This is a genomic window from Kineococcus halophytocola, from assembly GCF_041276425.1.
GTDB lineage: Bacteria > Actinomycetota > Actinomycetes > Actinomycetales > Kineococcaceae > Kineococcus > Kineococcus halophytocola.
This window is the reverse complement of record NZ_JBGFTU010000007.1, coordinates 122,312-139,447: the sequence shown is the minus strand read 5'-3', so window position 1 is coordinate 139,447 and position 17,136 is coordinate 122,312. Positions and strand designations below refer to the sequence as shown.

Annotated in this window: 17 protein-coding genes; 7 read left to right on the top strand and 10 right to left on the bottom strand. The window is 75.3% G+C overall.

Going from position 1 to position 17,136, the window contains the following annotated elements; translation table 11 throughout:
- Nucleotides 1–35: 35 nt before the first annotated feature.
- The 3 genes from AB2L27_RS07895 to AB2L27_RS07885 form a co-directional block, all read right to left on the bottom strand.
- Entirely contained in the window at nucleotides 36–593 is a 558-nt protein-coding gene (locus tag AB2L27_RS07895) for a MarC family protein (RefSeq protein WP_370440987.1), read from the bottom strand.
- A 44-nt stretch (nucleotides 594–637) separates the two neighbouring features.
- Nucleotides 638–1,486: a PHP domain-containing protein gene (locus tag AB2L27_RS07890; RefSeq protein WP_370440925.1), complete on the bottom strand. Its 849-nt coding sequence runs from the start codon at nucleotides 1,484–1,486 to the stop codon at nucleotides 638–640.
- Between the two features lie 99 nt (nucleotides 1,487–1,585).
- Nucleotides 1,586–2,272, bottom strand: coding sequence for a DUF6758 family protein (locus AB2L27_RS07885; RefSeq protein WP_370440924.1), 687 nt, complete (start codon nucleotides 2,270–2,272; stop codon nucleotides 1,586–1,588).
- A gap of 120 nt (nucleotides 2,273–2,392) precedes the next feature.
- Here AB2L27_RS07885 and AB2L27_RS07880 point away from each other — a divergent pair, with 120 nt between their 5' ends.
- A complete protein-coding gene (locus AB2L27_RS07880) occupies nucleotides 2,393–3,955 on the top strand; it encodes an aminopeptidase P family protein (protein WP_370440923.1) in 1,563 nt (520 codons plus the stop codon).
- Between the two features lie 72 nt (nucleotides 3,956–4,027).
- On the opposite strand, the gene AB2L27_RS07875 is transcribed toward AB2L27_RS07880, so the two are convergent.
- A complete protein-coding gene (locus AB2L27_RS07875; protein ID WP_370440922.1) occupies nucleotides 4,028–4,816 on the bottom strand; it encodes a YflT domain-containing protein in 789 nt (262 codons plus the stop codon).
- A gap of 149 nt (nucleotides 4,817–4,965) precedes the next feature.
- Nucleotides 4,966–5,568: a Dps family protein gene (locus tag AB2L27_RS07870; RefSeq protein WP_370440921.1), complete on the bottom strand. Its 603-nt coding sequence runs from the start codon at nucleotides 5,566–5,568 to the stop codon at nucleotides 4,966–4,968.
- A 64-nt stretch (nucleotides 5,569–5,632) separates the two neighbouring features.
- Here AB2L27_RS07870 and AB2L27_RS07865 point away from each other — a divergent pair, with 64 nt between their 5' ends.
- The 4 genes from AB2L27_RS07865 to AB2L27_RS07850 all read left to right on the top strand — a co-directional run bounded on the left by AB2L27_RS07865 (nucleotide 5,633) and on the right by AB2L27_RS07850 (nucleotide 10,469).
- The gene (locus AB2L27_RS07865; RefSeq protein ID WP_370440920.1) at nucleotides 5,633–6,940 is read left to right on the top strand and encodes a magnesium transporter MgtE N-terminal domain-containing protein; all 1,308 of its coding nucleotides are present in this window, start codon (nucleotides 5,633–5,635) and stop codon (nucleotides 6,938–6,940) included.
- On the top strand, nucleotides 6,933–7,577 hold the full coding sequence (locus AB2L27_RS07860; RefSeq protein ID WP_370440919.1) for a DUF1003 domain-containing protein: 645 nt from the start codon (nucleotides 6,933–6,935) through the stop codon (nucleotides 7,575–7,577). Before AB2L27_RS07865 ends, AB2L27_RS07860 begins: the two co-directional genes overlap by 8 nt.
- A complete protein-coding gene (locus AB2L27_RS07855) occupies nucleotides 7,574–9,355 on the top strand; it encodes a GspE/PulE family protein (RefSeq protein WP_370440918.1) in 1,782 nt (593 codons plus the stop codon). The genes AB2L27_RS07860 and AB2L27_RS07855 overlap by 4 nt, the downstream gene beginning before the upstream one ends.
- A gap of 67 nt (nucleotides 9,356–9,422) precedes the next feature.
- Nucleotides 9,423–10,469 carry an NAD(P)-dependent alcohol dehydrogenase gene (locus tag AB2L27_RS07850; RefSeq protein WP_370440917.1) on the top strand — a complete coding sequence of 349 codons (1,047 nt, stop codon included), beginning with the start codon at nucleotides 9,423–9,425 and terminating at the stop codon, nucleotides 10,467–10,469.
- 4 nt (nucleotides 10,470–10,473) lie between these two features.
- On the opposite strand, the gene AB2L27_RS07845 is transcribed toward AB2L27_RS07850, so the two are convergent.
- Nucleotides 10,474–11,835, bottom strand: coding sequence for a Gfo/Idh/MocA family protein (locus tag AB2L27_RS07845; protein WP_370440916.1), 1,362 nt, complete (start codon nucleotides 11,833–11,835; stop codon nucleotides 10,474–10,476).
- A gap of 102 nt (nucleotides 11,836–11,937) precedes the next feature.
- Here AB2L27_RS07845 and AB2L27_RS07840 point away from each other — a divergent pair, with 102 nt between their 5' ends.
- A complete protein-coding gene (locus tag AB2L27_RS07840; RefSeq protein WP_370440915.1) occupies nucleotides 11,938–13,092 on the top strand; it encodes a P-loop NTPase in 1,155 nt (384 codons plus the stop codon).
- An 18-nt stretch (nucleotides 13,093–13,110) separates the two neighbouring features.
- On the opposite strand, the gene AB2L27_RS07835 is transcribed toward AB2L27_RS07840, so the two are convergent.
- The 4 genes from AB2L27_RS07835 to sigE are packed head-to-tail and all read right to left on the bottom strand — an operon-like array spanning nucleotide 13,111 to nucleotide 16,192.
- Nucleotides 13,111–13,497, bottom strand: a complete 387-nt coding sequence (locus AB2L27_RS07835; protein ID WP_370440914.1) for a Sec-independent protein translocase family protein — start codon at nucleotides 13,495–13,497, stop codon at nucleotides 13,111–13,113.
- Nucleotides 13,498–13,506: 9 nt separating this feature from the next.
- The gene (locus AB2L27_RS07830) at nucleotides 13,507–14,937 is read right to left on the bottom strand and encodes a S1C family serine protease (protein WP_370440913.1); all 1,431 of its coding nucleotides are present in this window, start codon (nucleotides 14,935–14,937) and stop codon (nucleotides 13,507–13,509) included.
- Entirely contained in the window at nucleotides 14,934–15,536 is a 603-nt protein-coding gene (locus AB2L27_RS07825) for a zf-HC2 domain-containing protein (RefSeq protein WP_370440912.1), read from the bottom strand. The genes AB2L27_RS07830 and AB2L27_RS07825 overlap by 4 nt, the downstream gene beginning before the upstream one ends.
- Nucleotides 15,533–16,192: an RNA polymerase sigma factor SigE gene (sigE, locus tag AB2L27_RS07820; RefSeq protein ID WP_370440911.1), complete on the bottom strand. Its 660-nt coding sequence runs from the start codon at nucleotides 16,190–16,192 to the stop codon at nucleotides 15,533–15,535. The genes AB2L27_RS07825 and sigE overlap by 4 nt, the downstream gene beginning before the upstream one ends.
- A gap of 281 nt (nucleotides 16,193–16,473) precedes the next feature.
- On the opposite strand from sigE, the gene AB2L27_RS07815 reads away from it, so the two are divergent.
- The gene (locus tag AB2L27_RS07815; RefSeq protein ID WP_370440910.1) at nucleotides 16,474–17,130 is read left to right on the top strand and encodes an O-methyltransferase; all 657 of its coding nucleotides are present in this window, start codon (nucleotides 16,474–16,476) and stop codon (nucleotides 17,128–17,130) included.
- Nucleotides 17,131–17,136 lie beyond the last annotated feature (6 nt).

Genomic DNA, 17,136 nt, shown 5'->3' with positions numbered 1-17,136 from the left:
GGGCCCGTCGTGCGTCCGGTGGGCCCGGGCGACGCTCAGGCGCCGCCGACGACGAAGGTGCGGACGGCGTCGGCGACCAGCTGCACGGCGATGGCCGACAGCAGCAGACCGGCGACCCGGGTCACGAGCAGGACGCCGGAGTCGCCCAGCACGCGGTGCACCAGCCCGGCGAACCGCATGGCCAGCCACAGCGTCACGTGGACGGCCACGACCCCGAGGGCGATGCCCGCCCGGTCCCCCCAGTCCTGGGCCTGCTGGACGAACACCATCGTCGCCACGATGGCCCCGGGCCCGGCCAGCAGCGGGGTGCCCAGCGGCACCATCGCGACGTTGACCCCGACGGTGCTCGTCGGCTCGTCCCCCTTGCCGGTCAGCAGCTCCAGGGCGATGAGCAGCAGCAGCAGACCCCCGGCGGCCTGCAGCGCGGGCAGGCTGATGTGCAGGTAGTCCAGGATGCGCTGGCCGAAGACGGCGAAGGCGACGATGACGCCGAAGGCCACGACGACGGCCTGCCGGGCGGCGCGCGAGCGCTCGGCGGTGCTGAAGCTGGCGGTCAGCCCCAGGAAGATCGGCACGGTCCCCAGCGGGTCCATGATGACGAAGAGCGTGACGAAGCTCTCCCCGAACAGCTGCCAGTTCACGCCGGGCGAGCCAGGCGGGACGCGGAGGCGAGCTCGTCGATGCGCGCGAGGGTGTCGGGGTGGGTCGTGTTCTCCCCCAGCAGGTTCCGCTTGCCCGCGCCGTGGTAGTCGCTGGAGCCGGTGACGAACAGGTCCAGGTCGGTGGCCAGGTCGCGCAGGTGCGCGCGCTCGGCGTCGGAGTGGTCGCGGTGCTCGACCTCCAGACCGGCCATCCCGGCCTCGGCCATGGCCGCCACGTCCTCGTCGTCGATGCAGCTGCCCCGCTTGGAGGCCGCCGGGTGCGCGATCACCGGGACCCCGCCGGCGGCGCGCACCGCGCGCACGGCCTCGACGGGGTCGGGGGCGGTCTGCGGCACGAAGTACTTGCCCCGCCCCGACAGCAGGGTCGCGAAGGCCTCGTCGCGGTCGGCGACGACACCGCGGGCCACGAGGGCGTCGGCGATGTGCGGGCGCCCGATGGTGGCGGGCCCGTGGACGTGCTCCTGCACGTCCTCCCAGCGCAGCCCCGTGTCGGGGGTGAGCCGGTCGACCATGCGCCGGGCCCGGCCCTCGCGGGAGGTGCGGGACTCGGCGAGCATCCGCACCAGGGCGGGGTCCTCGGGGTCGTGGAAGTAGGACAGCAGGTGCACGGACACCCCACGGAGCAGACAGCTGATCTCGACGCCCGGGACGAACCTCAGTCCCCGTCGGTCGGCCGCGGCCGTGGCCTCCGCCCAGCCCGAGCTCGTGTCGTGGTCGGTGAGGGCGACGACGTCGAGTCCGGCCTGCGCGGCGGAGGCGATCACGTCGGCCGGGGATTGTGTCCCGTCGGACGCCGTGGAGTGCGTGTGCAGGTCGATGCGCACCGCACGAGCCTACTCCGGGCGGGGCCCTGCCCCGTCCCGGCGCGGGTCCGGACGGGTCCGGACGGGGCCGGACGGGGCCGGACGGGGCCGGACGGGGGGTCAGGTCCCGGCGGGGACCTCCCGGTCGGCCCAGCGCAACCGGGGCGACAGCGCCCCGCACGGGACGTCGAGCTCGTGGGCGGGGTCGCGCAGGTCCACCAGTTCGAGGTCGTCGAGCAGGTCGACCCCGGCGGCGCCGGGCCACAGCAGCGCCCACAGCCAGACCCCGCCGGCCTCACCGACCAGGACCGTGCGGTCGTCGGCCCGGGCCGCGTCGTCGGCGGCCGGGACCGGCCACAGCGGTGCCGCGGCGCCCGCGGCGTGCAGCCGGGCCGCCGGCCGCCCGGTCACCAGGCCGTCACCGGGGTCCAGGTCCCCCCGCCCGGCCAGGTGCGCGCCCAGGCCGGTGCCGGGCTGCTCGGCGACGAGGAGGAGGTCGGCGACCGGGGAGCAGCCGGGCGGTCCGTGGTGCGGGCCGGAGACGGCGACGACGACGCCCTGCGCCTCGTGCTTGTCGTCCCGCACGCAGCGCGTCCCGGTGACGAGCCAGCCGTCCGGCAGGGGCCAGGGCAGCCACACGGGCACGTCGGAGTGCCGTGCGATCCACGCCAGGTGCTCGGCGTCGGCCGGGTGCGGCGGCTGGAGGGGGACCACCTCCCCGTGCGCCGCGCAGGTGTAGCCGGAGTGCCAGATGCTGGGTGCCCGCACCGCGCCGTCGCAGCGGGGGCACCGCGTCGTCCCGCCCATGCTCCACGGTGGCCCCCCCGACCGTCGACCGTCAACCTCTGCTCACGCAGCGTCGTCACCGGTACCGCGCGGGTCCCGGGGCGGAGCGACAGCCGGCCCGCCCGGGGCGATGATGGACCCGTGAGCTCCCAGACGACGACCGACCAGACCGACCAGGGCGTCGGCGACCTGCTCGACCTGCAGACCCCCGAGGGCGAGGGGCCCGCGGTGGACGGCACCGGGGAGACCGGTGAGGAGAGCGGGGAGAAGTCTCACCGCACCACGCCGCGCTCGGCCGCGTTCCGGCGGTTCATCGCCCAGGGCTGGGGCCCGCGCCCGGTCGAGGACCTCGACGCCGCCGGGTCGGCGCCCTTCGCCGCCCGCCGCCGCGCGGTGCTGTCCTCCCTCTTCCCCGGCGAGGTGCTCGTCGTGCCCGCCGGCCCGCTCGTGCGCCGCTCCAACGACTGCGACTACCGGTTCCGGCCGCACTCGGCCTTCGCCCACCTCACGGGCCTGGGCACCGACCGCGAGGCCGACGCCGTCCTGGTGCTGCTGCCGACGTCCGAGGGCCACGACGCCGTGCTGTACGTGCGCCCGCAGGCCGGCCGCGACGCCGAGGAGTTCTTCGCCGACGCCCGCTACGGGGAGCTGTGGGTCGGCCCCCGCCCGAGCCTGCCCGCGCTGAGCGCCCAGACGGGGATCGACTGCCACGACGTGACCGCCCTCACCGAGGAGGTCACCGCCGGGCTGCGCGAGGCCCGCGGGCTGCGGCTCGTCCCCGACGCCGACCCGGCGGTCACCGCCCTGGTGACGCCGCTGCGCGGGCAGGTGCCCGAGAGCGCCGACGAGGAGTTCGTCACGGCCCTGTCGGAGCTGCGCCTGGTCAAGGACGAGTGGGAGGTCGCCCAGCTGCGGCAGGCCGTCGACGCCAGCGCCCGCGGGTTCGAGGAAGTCGTGCGGGTCCTGCCCCGCGCCGTGGGGCACGCCCGCGGCGAGCGGGTCGTGGAGGCCGCCTTCGACGGCACCGCGCGCGTGGAGGGCAACGGCGTGGGGTACGAGACGATCTCGGCCGCCGGTGACCACGCCTGCACGCTGCACTGGATCCGCAACGACGGGGCCATCGCCCCGGGGCAGCTGCTGCTGGTCGACGCCGGGGTGGAGGTGGACTCCCTCTACACCGCCGACGTCACGCGCACCCTGCCCGTCGACGGCCGGTTCACCCCCGCCCAGCGCCGCGTCTACCAGGCCGTGCTCGACGCCGCCGAGGCCGCGTTCGCGGTCGCCAGGCCGGGGGTGAGGTTCCGCGAGGTGCACGTGGCGGCCATGAAGGTCGTGGCCGACCGGCTGTCGGCGTGGGGGATGCTGCCCGTCGACGCGGCCACCTCGCTCGCCGAGGACGGGCAGTTCCACCGGCGGTGGATGCCGCACGGCACCAGCCACCACCTGGGCCTGGACGTGCACGACTGCGCGCAGGCGCGCAAGGAGATGTACCTGGACGCCGAGCTGCGCGAGGGCATGGTCTTCACCATCGAGCCCGGCATCTACATCAAGTCCGAGGACGAGCTGGCTCCCGCGGAGCTGCGCGGGATCGGGGTGCGCATCGAGGACGACGTGCTGGTGACGGCCGACGGGGTGGAGAACCTGTCCGCCGCCCTGCCCCGCACGCCCGACGAGGTCGAGGCGTGGATGGCGTCGCTGCGCTGAGGCCCCCTCCCCGGGGTGGTCGTCGCCCGGCGGACGACGACCACCCGCAGGGGGCGGAGGGGCTACCGGGCGTCAGTGCTCGGAGCGCTCCTTCTCCTCCCGGGCCCGGGCCTCCTCGGCGCGGCGCTGGCGGCGCGCCTCCTCCATCTTCTCGGCGTAGGTCGGGCCGGACAGGTCGTGGACCGGCTCGGCCTCGGGTTCCTTCTCCAGCGACGGCGGGGGCGGCGGCTGCTCGGCCGGGCCGGACCCCGGGCGCGGCGGCGGCATGTGCGGCGTGGAGCCGCCGGAGGGCGGGCCCCAGGGACGCCGGGTCGGGTCCGGGGCGCCCCACGGCGCCTGGCCGGGGGCCAGTGCCCCACCGTCGCGGCCGAGGCCGTTGGGCAGGCGCGAGAGCACCTCCCGCGCCTGGGAGGACAGCTGCGGCAGGCACAGGACGGTGTACTCCGACGCCACGATCTGCGAGGAGGAGGTGAAGTCGCGCCGGCCGCCGGTGAGGGCGTAGGAGATGACGCCGAACAGCATCCCGAACCCGGCGCCGACGAGGATGCCCGTCAGCAGGGCGCCGCTGCCGCCCGGGCCGAACACCGACAGCATCAACCCGATGAGCAGACCGAACCAGGCCCCGGAGGCGGCGCCCGCCCCGGCGGCCCGCCCGTAGGTGAGGCGGCCGGTGACGCGCTCGACCATCTGCAGGCCGGTGCCGACGATGGTCACGTTCTGGACCGGGAAGTGCTCGTCGGACAGGAAGTCCACCGCGCGCTGCGCCTCGGAGTACGTGCCGTAGCGGCCGATCGTCTCCCCCGAGGGGGGTGTGGGAGTGGTGATCCTCCGCGCCCCACCCATGGGCCCGAGGTTGGACATCTGGCTTCCTCACCTTCTCGACCCGTCCCGCGACGTCGGCGCAGGATCGGCGACGGGGGTCCGCCGGCGGACCCCCGTCGTCCTGCCCAACGCCGCGGGGCGTCGCATCGTGCCCGGTGGGGGCGGCCCCCACCGTCGAGCTCAGGCGTTCAGGCGCTCTTGCGCTTGGCGCCGGCGCGGCCGGCCTGCTCCTTGGCCTCGACCTCGCTGGAGGCGCCCGCGGTGGCGAGCTGGCCGCCGGTGGTCTCCAGGTGGGCGCGCACGAACCAGTGGAACTGCTCGAGCTGACCGGCCTGGGCGATGAGCATGTCCTGGGTCACGAGGTCGAGGTCGTCGGTGGCCTCGATGGCCTTGCGGTGGTCCTCGATGACGCCGCTGTAGACGAGGTCCAGGGCGCCGAGGTGCTCGATGGCACCGGCCCGGCCCAGGGAGTAGTCGTCCCAGCCGCGGTCGGCGACGAGGGCGCCGGGGGTGCCCACGGGCGACAGGCCCAGGGTCGCGATGCGCTCGGCGGTCGTGTCGGACATCTCGCGGACGGCGTCGACCTGCGGGTCGAGCATCTCGTGGACGGCCACGAAGTGCGGCCCCACGACGTTCCAGTGGATGTGCTTCAGCGTCAGGTGCAGGTCGGTCAGGGCGTTGAGGCGGTCCTGCAGGAGCGTGGCGATCTCGCCACCCTGCTCGGTCGTCAGCCCGGGGATGGTGTAGAGGGGGGTGCCCTCGGACTTCATCTTCTTGCTCTCCTTGGCCATGCCGTCACGGTAGGAGCGCAGGTCGCGCGCCGCGAGCTGGAAGTCAGCCCTTAGATTGGAACGTGTGACCGGATCCACCACACGTGTCTTCGCCGCCCGCCTGGCGGGCACGTCGGTCTTCGACCCGCAGGGCGACCAGGTCGGCCGGGTGCGCGACGTCGTGGGCACGTTGCGCCCGCGCGGGCCGGTCCGCGTCATCGGTCTCGTCGTCGAGGTCCCGGGCCGGCGCCGCGTCTTCGTGCCCATGACGCGGGTGACGTCCATCGACGCCGGCCAGGTCATCACCACGGGCCTGGTGAACATGCGCCGCTTCGAGCAGCGCGGCACCGAGACCCTGCTGCTGGCCGAGCTGCTGGACCGCACCGTCGAGCTCGCCGACGGCAGCGGGGAGGCCACCATCGAGGACCTGGGCCTGGACGCCGTCCGCGCCCGCGACTGGCACCTGACGCGGCTGTTCGTGCGGCGCGGGACGACGCCGCGGGGGCTGTCGGGCCGGCTGCGCCGGCGCGGGGAGACGATGACGGTCCCCGTGGACGGGGTCGTGGGCGGGGTCCTCGGGCTCGCCTCCCCCGACCTGGACCAGGGCGCGACGAATCTGCTCGCGGCCTTCGAGGAGCTCAAGCCCACCGACCTGGCCGAGGTCATCCACGAGCTGACGCCCAAGCGCCGCCGGGAGGTGGCCGCGGCCCTGGACGACGAACGCCTCGCCGACGTCCTGGAGGAGCTGCCCGAGGACGACCAGGTCGAGATCCTGTCGGGCCTGGAGGGCGACCGCGCCGCGCACGTCCTGGAGGAGATGCAGCCCGACGACGCCGCGGACCTGCTCTCGGAGCTGCCCGCGGAGCAGGCCGAGCGGCTCATGGCCCTCATGGACCCCGAGGACGCCGAACCGGTCCGCCGGCTGCTGGCCTACGACGACTACACCGCCGGTGGCCTGATGACGACCGACCCGGTGGTCCTGGCCCCCGACGACACCGTCGCGCAGGCCCTGGCGCACGTGCGCCGGATCGAGCTGAACGTCCCGCTGGCCACGGCCGTCTACGTCTGCCGCCCCCCGCTGGAGACACCCACCGGGCGCTTCCTGGGCACCGCCCACCTGCAGCGGCTGCTGCGCGAACCCCCGCAGACCCCGCTGGGGCAGCTGATGGACAACGACATCGACCCCCTGGCCCCGGAGGAGTCGCTGCAGGCCGTCACGCGCCAGCTCGCGGCGTACAACCTCGTCTCGCTGCCCGTCGTCGACGAGGACGGGCACCTGCTGGGGGCGGTCACGGCCGACGACGTGCTGGACCACCTCCTGCCCGAGGACTGGCGCGACGCCGAGGAGGAGGTCTTCGAGGGGCCGACCGGACAGGAGAGGACCCGTGGCTGAACCCCGTCAGAGCCGCACCCAGCGCCGGGAGGCCGTGTCGCTGGACACCCCCCGGGAGAGCCGGCGCACGCTGCTGTCCCGCCCGCAGGTCGACCCCGACGCGTTCGGGCGGGCCTCGGAGGCCTTCGCCCGCTTCATGGGGACGGGCCGCTTCCTCGTCTACATGACGGGGTTCGTGGCGATCTGGCTGGCCTGGAACACGTTCGCCCCCGAGTCCGCCCAGTTCGACCCCCGGTCGCTGAACTACACGCTGCTGACGCTCATCCTGTCGCTGCAGGCCTCCTACGCCGCCCCGCTCATCCTGCTGGCGCAGAACCGCCAGGACGACCGCGACCGCGTCCTCAACGAGCAGGACCGCGCCCGCGACGAGCGCGGCCTGGCCGACACCGAGTACCTGACCCGGGAGGTCGCGGCCCTGCGCATCGCGCTGCGCGACGTCGCCACGCGCGACTTCGTCCGCTCGGAGCTGCGCTCGATCCTGGAGGAGCTCGCCGAGGAGGGGACGGCCACGGCCTCGCGCGACGCCAAGCGCAAGGGCGGCAAGAAGCGCAAGCGGGCGGGTGAGCCCGGGGCCGGGACGCCGGGCCCGGCGGCGGGCTCAGGTCCGGGCCCGGAGGTGCCGACACCGGAGGGGTGACGACTCTCGACGACGGCCTCGGTGCGGGCCCCGCCCAGACCGGCCACCAGACCGCCCACCAGGGCGGCCACCAGGGCGGCAACCAGGCCCGCAAGCGCCTGGGTGACGTCCTCGTCGAGAAGGGTCTGCTGGTCCCGGAGGACCTCGAGGTGGCCCTGGCCGAGCAGCGCACCGTCGAGGGCCCGCGCCGGCGCCTGGGGCAGATCCTCGTCGAGCTGGGGATGGTCTCCGAGGCCGAGCTCGCCCAGTGCCTGGCCGAGCTGCTGAACCTGGAGCACGTCGACCTCTCGCGCATCACCCTGGCCCCGGACGTGGTGCGGCTGCTGCCGCGCGCCGTGGCCGAGCGCTGCCGCGTCCTGGTGCTGGACCGGACCCCGGACTACCTGCTGGTCGCGGCGGCCGACCCCACGAACGTCCTGGCCCTGGACGACGTCAAGCTCTACACGCGCACCCCCGAGCTGCACGTCGTCGTGGCGATGGACTCCCAGATCCGCGACCACCTGGCGCGCGCGTGGTCCCTCACCGAGGACACCTCGCAGGTCTCCCGGATGGTCGAGGACGCCACCGACGACGAGGACGAGGACCCGCTCGCCGCCCTCAACGGCTCGGTCGACGACGACGCGCCCATCGTCAAGCTGGTCAACCGGATCCTGTCCGACGCGGTGCGCCTGCGCTGCTCGGACATCCACCTGGAGTCCCAGCGCGACCAGCTCCGGGTGCGCTTCCGCGTCGACGGCCTGCTGCGCGACGTGATGAGCGCCCCGAAGCGGGTCGCGCCCAGCGTCATCAGCCGCATCAAGATCATCTCCGGGCTGGACATCTCCGAGCGCCGCATCCCCCAGGACGGGCGCACGCGGGTCGTGGTCGACGGGTCGGCGATCGACTGCCGCGTCTCGACGCTGCCCGCGCTGCACGGGGAGAAGATCGTCATCCGTCTGCTCACCCGCGGCGACGACGTGCCCTCGCTGCCGTCCCTGGGCTTCGAGCCCGAGCAGCTCGACGTCTTCGAGAAGGCGCTCAGCGTCCCGCAGGGGCTGGTCCTCATCACCGGCCCGACCGGGTCGGGCAAGACGAACACCCTGTACGCGGCCATCCACGCGACGATGTCGCCGGAGAAGAACATCATCACCCTGGAGGACCCGGTCGAGGTCCAGCTGCCCGGGATCACCCAGGTCCAGGTGCACGCCAAGGTGGGCATGACGTTCTCGGCCGGGCTGCGCTCGGTCCTGCGCCAGGACCCCGACATCGTCCTCATCGGTGAGGTCCGCGACTCCGAGACGGCCGAGCTGGCGCTGAAGGCGGCCATGACCGGTCACCTCGTGCTGACGACGCTGCACACGAACTCGGCCGTCGGCGCGCTGACGCGACTGGTCGACATGGGGGCCGCGCCGTTCCTCGTGGCCAGCTCGCTGACGGCCGCGATCGCCCAGCGACTGGTCCGCAGGCCGTGCGACTCCTGCGCCGACGGGTACATCCCCGACGAGAACACCCTGGCCCTGCTCGACCTGACGATCGAGGACATCCTCGACGCGACCCCGCTGAGGGGAACGGGCTGCCCGGAGTGCGGCGGCACCGGCTACCGGGGGCGGACCGCGGTCTACGAGGTCCTCGACGTGACGCCGAGCGTGCGCAAGGTGCTCATGCACGACGCGACGGAGTCGGCGCTGCTGGCCGAGGCCGAGCGGATCGGGATGAAGACGCTGCGCCAGTCCGCGCTGGCCAAGGCCATGCGCGGGGAGACGACGTTCGAGGAGGTCATCCGCGTCACGGCGGGCTGACCGACACCTGTTGTTCTGCGGGGCGTAGCCTCGGAGGTTCCACACCACCGAGGAGAGGAGCGCCGCCGTGCGCGCAGTCCAGTACCGCCGGATCGGGGCCGCCCCGGAGGTCGTCGAGGTGGAGCGGCCGACGCCGGGACCGGGCCAGGTCCTGCTGGAGGTCACCGCCGCCGGGATCTGCCACTCCGACGACTTCGTCATGGGCCTGCCCGAGGAGGAGTACACCTACGGCCTCCCGCTGACGCTGGGGCACGAGGGCGCCGGGCGCGTCGTCGAGCTCGGCCCCGGCGCCGAGGGCGTCGAGGTCGGCACGAACGTGATCGTCTACGGCCCCTGGGGCTGCGGGACGTGCCACCAGTGCGCCCAGGGCAAGGAGAACTACTGCCCGCGCGCGGCCGAGCTCGGCATCGCCCCGCCCGGCCTGGGCGCGCCGGGGGCGCTGGCCGAGTACATGGTCGTCGACTCCCCGCGCCACCTCGTGCCGATCGGTGACCTCGACCCCGTCGCCACCGTCCCGCTCACCGACGCCGGCCTCACGCCGTACCACGCGATCAAGCGGTCGCTGCCGAAGCTGCGCGCCGGCTCCACGGCCGTCGTCATCGGGACCGGGGGCCTGGGGCACGTCGCCATCCAGCTCCTGCGCGCGCTGTCCCCCGCGCGCGTCGTCGCCCTCGACGTCAGCGAGGACAAGCTCGACTTCGCGACCTCCGTGGGCGCCCACGACGTCGTGCTGTCCGACGAGCACGCCGCGGAGAACGTCCGCTCCCTGCTGGGCGGTCGCGGCGCGCAGCTCGTCCTGGACTTCGTCGGGGCCCAGCCCACCATCGACACCGCGATGGCGGTCGCGGACGTGGAGTCCGACGTGACGATCGTCGGCATCTCCTCCCAGCCCGCCGCGGCGCAGGTCGGGTTCTTCCGGCAGGCCTACGAGGCGTCGGTCTCGGTGCCCTACTGGGGTTCGCGCGGTGAACTCATCGAGCTCGTCGAGCTCGCCCACCGCGGGGTCCTGGACGTGCACACCGAGACGTTCTCGCTGGCGGAGGCGCCGACCGCCTACGAGCGGCTGCACGCCGGCACCCTCACCGGCCGCGCCGTGGTCGTCCCCTCGCGCTGAGGTCTCAGGGGCGGGCGAGCGCCGCGGCGGCGGGACCGAGGTCGAGGTCGTCGACGCGGACCGCCCGCCCCGTCTCCAGCGAGCAGTTGGCGGCGATCCCGACGACCACCGAGCGCACCCCGTCGCGCCAGGACGCCGTGCGCCGCAACGGGTCCGGGCCGGCGCCGGTGAAGACGTCCCGCAGCAGCAGGGCGTCCCCGCCGCCGTGGCCACCCTCCCCGGCCGGGATCGGCACCTCCCGGGCCGGCTCGAAGTGCCGCTGCACGAGGAGCCGTTCGGACACCGGCCGCAGGCCCGCGCCGGCCGCGACGTCCTCGGGGTGCATGCTCGGGTCGACCTGCCGGCGCCCCTCCGTCAGCGGCACCTCCCCGCGCTCCACGACGGTCAGCTCGGCGCGGCCGCGGGTGCCGTTGACCGCCACGACGTACCCCTCCCACGGCGAGTGCGCGTTGAGGGCGTAGGACAGCGTGGCCGTCCCGCCCGGCACGGCGGAGTCGACGACGAGGGCGAGGTTGTCCTCGATGGTGATGCCCTCGTCGAAGACGTCGCGGTCGCGCAGGTAGCCGTCGTGCCGCTCGTTGTCCAGGTACAGCTCGCGCAGCGCCGGGTCGGCGGCGAGGTCCAGGGAGAAGGCGTCGGTACGCCCGGCCTCCGACGTCCCGCGCGGCGGGCGGGGGCCCAGGCCGCGCGCGGCGGCGTTGGCCGCGCCGTAGAACCGCAGGCCGCCGCTGGCGTAGACGCGCTCGGGCACGCCCTGCGTCCACCAGTTCACCAGGTCGAAGTGGTGGGAGCTCTTGTGCACGAGCAGGCCGCCGGAGTTCTCCTTGTGCCGGTGCCAGCGGCGGAAGTAGTCGGCGCCGTGGGCGGTGTCCAGCACCCACTCGAAGTGCACCGACGTCACGGTCCCGACGTCGCCGTCGGCGATCACCTGCCGCAGCGCGCTGTTGCGCGGGGCGTAGCGGTAGTTGAAGGTCACCAGCACGTCGCGGCCGGTGCGCTCGACGGCCTCGGCGATGCGGCGAACACCCTCCGGCGTCGTGGTGAGCGGTTTCTCGACCACGGCGTCGGCCCCGGCCTCCAGCGCGGTCACGACGAGGTCGGCGTGGGTGTGGTCGGGGGTCGTGACGACGACCCGCTCGACGCCCAGGCGCCGGCAGGCCCCGGCCAGGTCCGCCGGGTCCACCGTCTCCGGCGCGCGGTGCCCGGCGGCCTCGTAGCGGCGGGCGTGCAGCGCGGCCCGGCCGGGGTTGGTGTCGGCCAGGGCGACGAGCTCGCCGTCGGCGGCGTGCGGGCCGGCGAGGGCGTCGACGTACATCCGCGCGCGGGAGCCGGCCCCCACGAGGGCGTAGCGGCGGGGACTGGGCACGGGCGTCCTCCTCGACGCGGCGGGTGGAGCTGGCAAACGCTTTCCACCGCACCCTCCCACCGCCGGGGCCGACGGTCAAGGCTCCCCCGTACCCTGGGACCCATGTCCGCCACGTCGCCCGCGCCCGGTCCCGAGAGCGTGCGCGCGGAGGTCCTGCGGGCCCTGCGCTCCGTCGACGACCCCGAGCTGCACCGCCCCATCACCGACCTCGGCATGGTCGACGGCGTCGACGTCGACGCCGCCGGGCTCGTCGACGTCCGGATCCTGCTGACCACGGCCGGCTGCCCCATGCGCGACACGCTCACCCGCGAGGTCACCGCCGCGGTCCGGACGGTGGAGGGGACGCACGGCGTCCGCGTGCACCTCGGGGAGATGAACTCCGAGCAGCGCCGCGCGCTGACCGCCAAGGTGCGCGGCACCACCGGCGCCGCCCCGACCATCCCGTTCAACGACCCGGGCACCCTCACCCGCGTCTACGCGGTGGCCTCGGGCAAGGGCGGGGTCGGCAAGTCGAGCGTGACGGCGAACCTGGCCGCGGCGATGGCCGCCGACGGGCTGCGCGTGGGCCTCATCGACGCCGACGTGCACGGCTTCTCGATCCCGCGGCTGCTGGACGTGCAGGGCACGCCGACCAAGGTCGAGGACATGATCATCCCGCCCGTCGCGCACGGGGTGAAGGTCATCTCCATCGGCATGTTCGTCCCCGGCAACCAGCCCGTCGCCTGGCGCGGGCCGATGCTGCACCGCGCGCTGCAGCAGTTCGCCTCGGAGGTCTTCTGGGGCGACCTGGACGTCCTGCTGCTGGACCTGCCGCCCGGCACCGGCGACATCGCGATCAGCGTGGGCCAGCTCCTGCCCCGGGCCGAGGTCCTCGTCGTGACGACCCCGCAGGTCGCCGCCGCCGAGGTCGCCGAGCGCGCCGGGTCGGTGGCCTCGCAGACCGAGCAGCGCGTCGTGGGCGTCGTGGAGAACATGAGCTGGCTGGAGCTGCCGGACGGGCAGCGCATGGAGGTCTTCGGCTCCGGGGGCGGGCAGACCGTGGCGACCTCGCTGACCGAGCGCCTCGGCACGTCGGTGCCCCTGCTGGCGCAGGTGCCGATGGACGTCGTGCTGCGCGAGGGCGGGGACGCCGGGACACCGGTCGTGCTCTCGCACCCGGACTCCCCCGCCGCGCAGGTCCTGCGCGACCTCGCCCGGACGCTGGCCCGGCGCCCGCGCGGTCTGGCGGGGCGCCGCCTGGGCGTCAGCGTCGCCTGAGGGGCTGCGGCGGGGACGTCAGGTGGCGTCCTCGTCGTAGGGCACCGGCGCGGCCTTGGCCGGCTCGGCGGACTTCTTGCCCAGGTCGACCCCGGCGCCCCCGCCCGTCGCGGGCGTGGACTTCTTCGCCGGCGGGTCGTCGTCGTCGTCCCAGGCCTCGGTCAGGGCCTCGCGGACGATGCGCCGGGGGTCGTACTGCCGCGGGTCGAGCTTCTGCCAGTCGATGTCGTCGAACTCGGGGCCGAGTTCCTCGCGCATCTGGGCCTGGGCCCCCTTGGCGAAGCGACGGGCGGACTTGACCAGGCCTGCCAGTTGCTCGGCGTAGTGCGGCAGCCGCTCGGGACCGAGGACCACCAGCGCCACGACGAGGAGGACGAGGAACTCGCCCCCGTTGATGCCGAACACGCAGCGATCCTAACCGTCGGCCTCGAGCGTCACCGGCACCTCCACCGTCTGTCCACCTCTGCGCACCGACAGGGTCACCGTCTCGCCCGGTTCGCGGGCCCGGATGTCGACGATGAGCTCGGCCGGGGCGGTGACGGGACGGCCGTCGATGGCCAGCACCACGTCCCCGGGCTGCAGGCCCGCCCGGTCGCCGGGGCCGCCGGCCACGACGGCGCCGGGCGCGTCGAGGATGCGCACGCCCTGACCGCGGTAGGTGCCGTCCAGGGACACCTGGATCACGGGGTGCACCGCGCTGCCGGTCTGGATGAGCTGCTCGGCCGTGCGCCGGGCCTGCTCGGAGGGGATGGAGAACCCCAGGCCGATGCTGCCCGTCGGGGCCTGGCCACCGGCGCCCGGCAGGGCCGCGATGGCGGAGTTGACGCCGATGACCTCCCCGGCCGCGTTGAGCAGCGGCCCACCGGAGTTGCCCGGGTTGATGGCCGCGTCCGTCTGGATCGCCTGGATGTAGGAGGTGTCGTCCTGCGAGCGCCCGGCGGTCACGGGCCGGTTCAGCGCCGAGACGATGCCCTCGGTCACCGTCCCCTGCAGGCCCAGCGGGGCACCGACCGCCACCACCGGGTCACCGACGACGACGCTGGCGGAGTCGCCGAAGGGCAGCGGCCGCAGCCCCGAGCGCTCGACGAGGACCACGGCCAGGTCGTAGGAGGCGTCGGCCCCCACGACGCGGCCGGGGGCCTGCTCGCCGTCCTGGAAGACGACGACGACGCCGTCGGCGGCGGCACCGGCCACGACGTGGTTGTTGGTCAGCACGAAGCTGCCGCCGTCGGCGGGGGCGTCCAGGACGAAGCCCGAGCCGGTCCCGGCGCCCTGCTCACCCTGGACCTGCAGCGCCACGACGCTGGGCAGGGCGGTGGCGGCGATGCCGGCGACGGAGCCGGCGGGCCGCTCGGTCGAGCCGGCCGAGGGGACCGGCAGCGACACCCCGGGGTAGGTGCCGTCGGCGTCGGACAGCTCGTCCTGCAGCAGACCACCGGCGAACCCGCCGGCCACGCCCAGCACCAGGACGAGGGACCCCGCGGCGATCCACCGCGCGGGCGAGCGCCGGGAGCGGGCCGGGGACACCGGCCCGTAGGGGTCGTCCCCGGTCGGCGGCGGCCCGAAGGCCCCGGGGGGGCCGGCGTCCGGGTCCGCGCGGTAGGGGTCGTAGGGCGGGGGGAAGGCGTCGTGACCGGCGTGCGGGCCGGGGTCCTCGGCGAGCCGGCGTCCGTCGGCGGGCCAGCGATCGTCGGCGGGCCAGCGATCGTCGGCGGGCCAGCGATCGTCGGCGGGCCAGGTCTCGTGGCCGGGCGCGGCCCACGGGTCCGGCCGGCCCTGGCCGTCGCCGCCCCGGCCCTCACCGCGGCGCGGCCCGTCGGGGGCCGGGCCGTAGGGCTCGCTCACGGAGCGGTCGGGGCGGGGCCGGTGGTCGGCGCCGCCGGGCCGCCCGGCCGCGTCCGGTCGGCGGTGGCCGTGGACGACGGACCCGGGGAGGACACCGGCGTGGTGAGCACGGGCGCGCTGGAGGGCGTGGTGCGCAGCTCGGCGACCGGGGCCTGCCCCCCACCGGGGAGACCTCCCAGGACCAGCACCCCGGCGATGCCCGCACCCAGCAGCGAGAACGTCCCCGCCAGGGCCACCGCCACGGGCCGGCGGCGCCGGCCGCGACCGGCGGGGCCGCGGGAGGCCCGGGAGCGCCCGGGATCGGTCCGCGAGGGCGGGGCCGTCCCCACGGCGGGCCGGGCCGGGTTGGCCATCGGGGCGTCGCGCGGGGGCAGGGGGCCGCAGGGACCGCCGATCTGCAGCAACCGGACCAGGAGGTCCTGCGACGGCTCCGGCTCCCCCAGCGCCCGCACCCGCGCGCGCACGAGGCGCTCGGCCTCCAGGGCCTCGGAGCAGTCCGGGCACGTGCGCACGTGCTCGTCGGCGCGGGCGCGCGCGTCGGCCGCGAGCCGCCCGTCGACGAGGGCGCTCACCCGCACGCCGAGGTGCGGTCCGCTCACGGTCGCTCCTCGACGTGGGCGAGCCGGGTCGTGGCCCCCGGGCGGGGGGCGCGGTGGGCCAGGGCCGCGCGCAGCTGCGCGCGACCGCGGTGGATGCGCGAGCGCACCGTGCCCAGCTTCACCCCCAGGGTGGCCGCGATCTCCTCGTAGGACAGGCCCTCGATGTCGCACAGGACGACGACCGCGCGGAAGTCCGGCGGCAGGGCGTCGAGCGCGCGCTGCACGTCGTCGTCGAGGTTGCGGTGCTCGTAGGCGCGTTCGGGGCCCACGTCGGTGCTGGCCAGCTTCTCGCCGGCGTCCTCGGCCAGGGCGTCGAACCGGATGCGCTGCTTGCGGCGGACCTGGTCGAGGAAGAGGTTGGTCGTGATCCGGTGCAACCAGCCCTCGAACGTGCCGGGCTGGTAGCTCGACAGGGAGCGGAAGACGCGGACGAAGACCTCCTGGGTCAGGTCCTCGGCGTCGGGCCGGTTGCCGGTGAGGCGGTAGGCCAGGCGGTAGACCCGGCCGGAGTGGTCGCGCACGACCTCCTCCCACGTCGGGGGCACCCAGGTCGAGGCCGCGGCCGCCGGGGACAGCGACGCGGGGTTCTCGACGTGCGGCGCGGCCGGCGTGGCCGGCACCGCGCGACCGGCGTTCTCGCCGGTGTCGTCGCTCACGGGGTTCCTCCTGGACCGGGCGGGGACGGGCACCGCGAACGGCACCGCCAGTGCTCCCATGGTCTCCCACTCCCGTCGTCTCGGCCAATCCCCGCCGGCAGGTCCAGCCGGTCGGCGTCGTGGGGTCCAACGGAGGTCTGACCTGCGCGGTTCCCAGGTCCCTCGCCGGGCCGCCGACCGGGCGGCCCGCACCCCACCCCGCTCCACCGCACCCAAGGCGTCACGGCCCGCCACCGGTCGAGCACCTGGGGTCACGAACGCCGGTGCTCTACAGTGCGCACGTGCCGACGCCCCCGTCTCGCCCGTCCAGCAAGCAGCCCGCCAGCTGGGCCTACGCCGAGCAGTTCGTCCCCGAGGACGACGTGCTCGCCCGGGCCAGGGCCCGCTCGGCCGACCTGGGCGTCGAGCCCGTCTCCCCCGGCGTCGCCGCCACCCTCACCGTCCTGGCCGCCGCCGCACGCGCCCGCACGGTCGTCGAGGTCGGCACGGGGGCGGGCGTCTCGCTGCTGAGCCTGCTGCGCGGCGCCGGCGCGGACGGCGTCGTGACGACGATCGACCCCGACGGGGAGGCCCAGCGCGCCGCGCGCGAAGCCGTCGCCGACGACGGCATCCGCAGCAACCGCGCCCGCTTCATCAACGGCCGGGCCCTGGAGGTCCTGCCCCGCCTGACCGACGGCGCCTACGACCTCGTCCTGCTCGACGGCGACGAGCGGGAGAACAGCGCCTACCTGGAGCAGGCCCACCGGCTGCTGCGCGTCGGCGGCCTGCTCGTCGTCGACGACGCCCTGTGGCGGGGCCGCGTCACCGACCCCGCGGCGCGCGACGCCTCCACCGTGGCCCAGCGCGAGGTGGCCCGCGTCGTGCTGGAGGACGGCAACTGGTTCCCCACGCTCGTGCCCTCCGGCGACGGCCTGCTGCTGGCCGTCAAGAGCGCCTGACCCGCC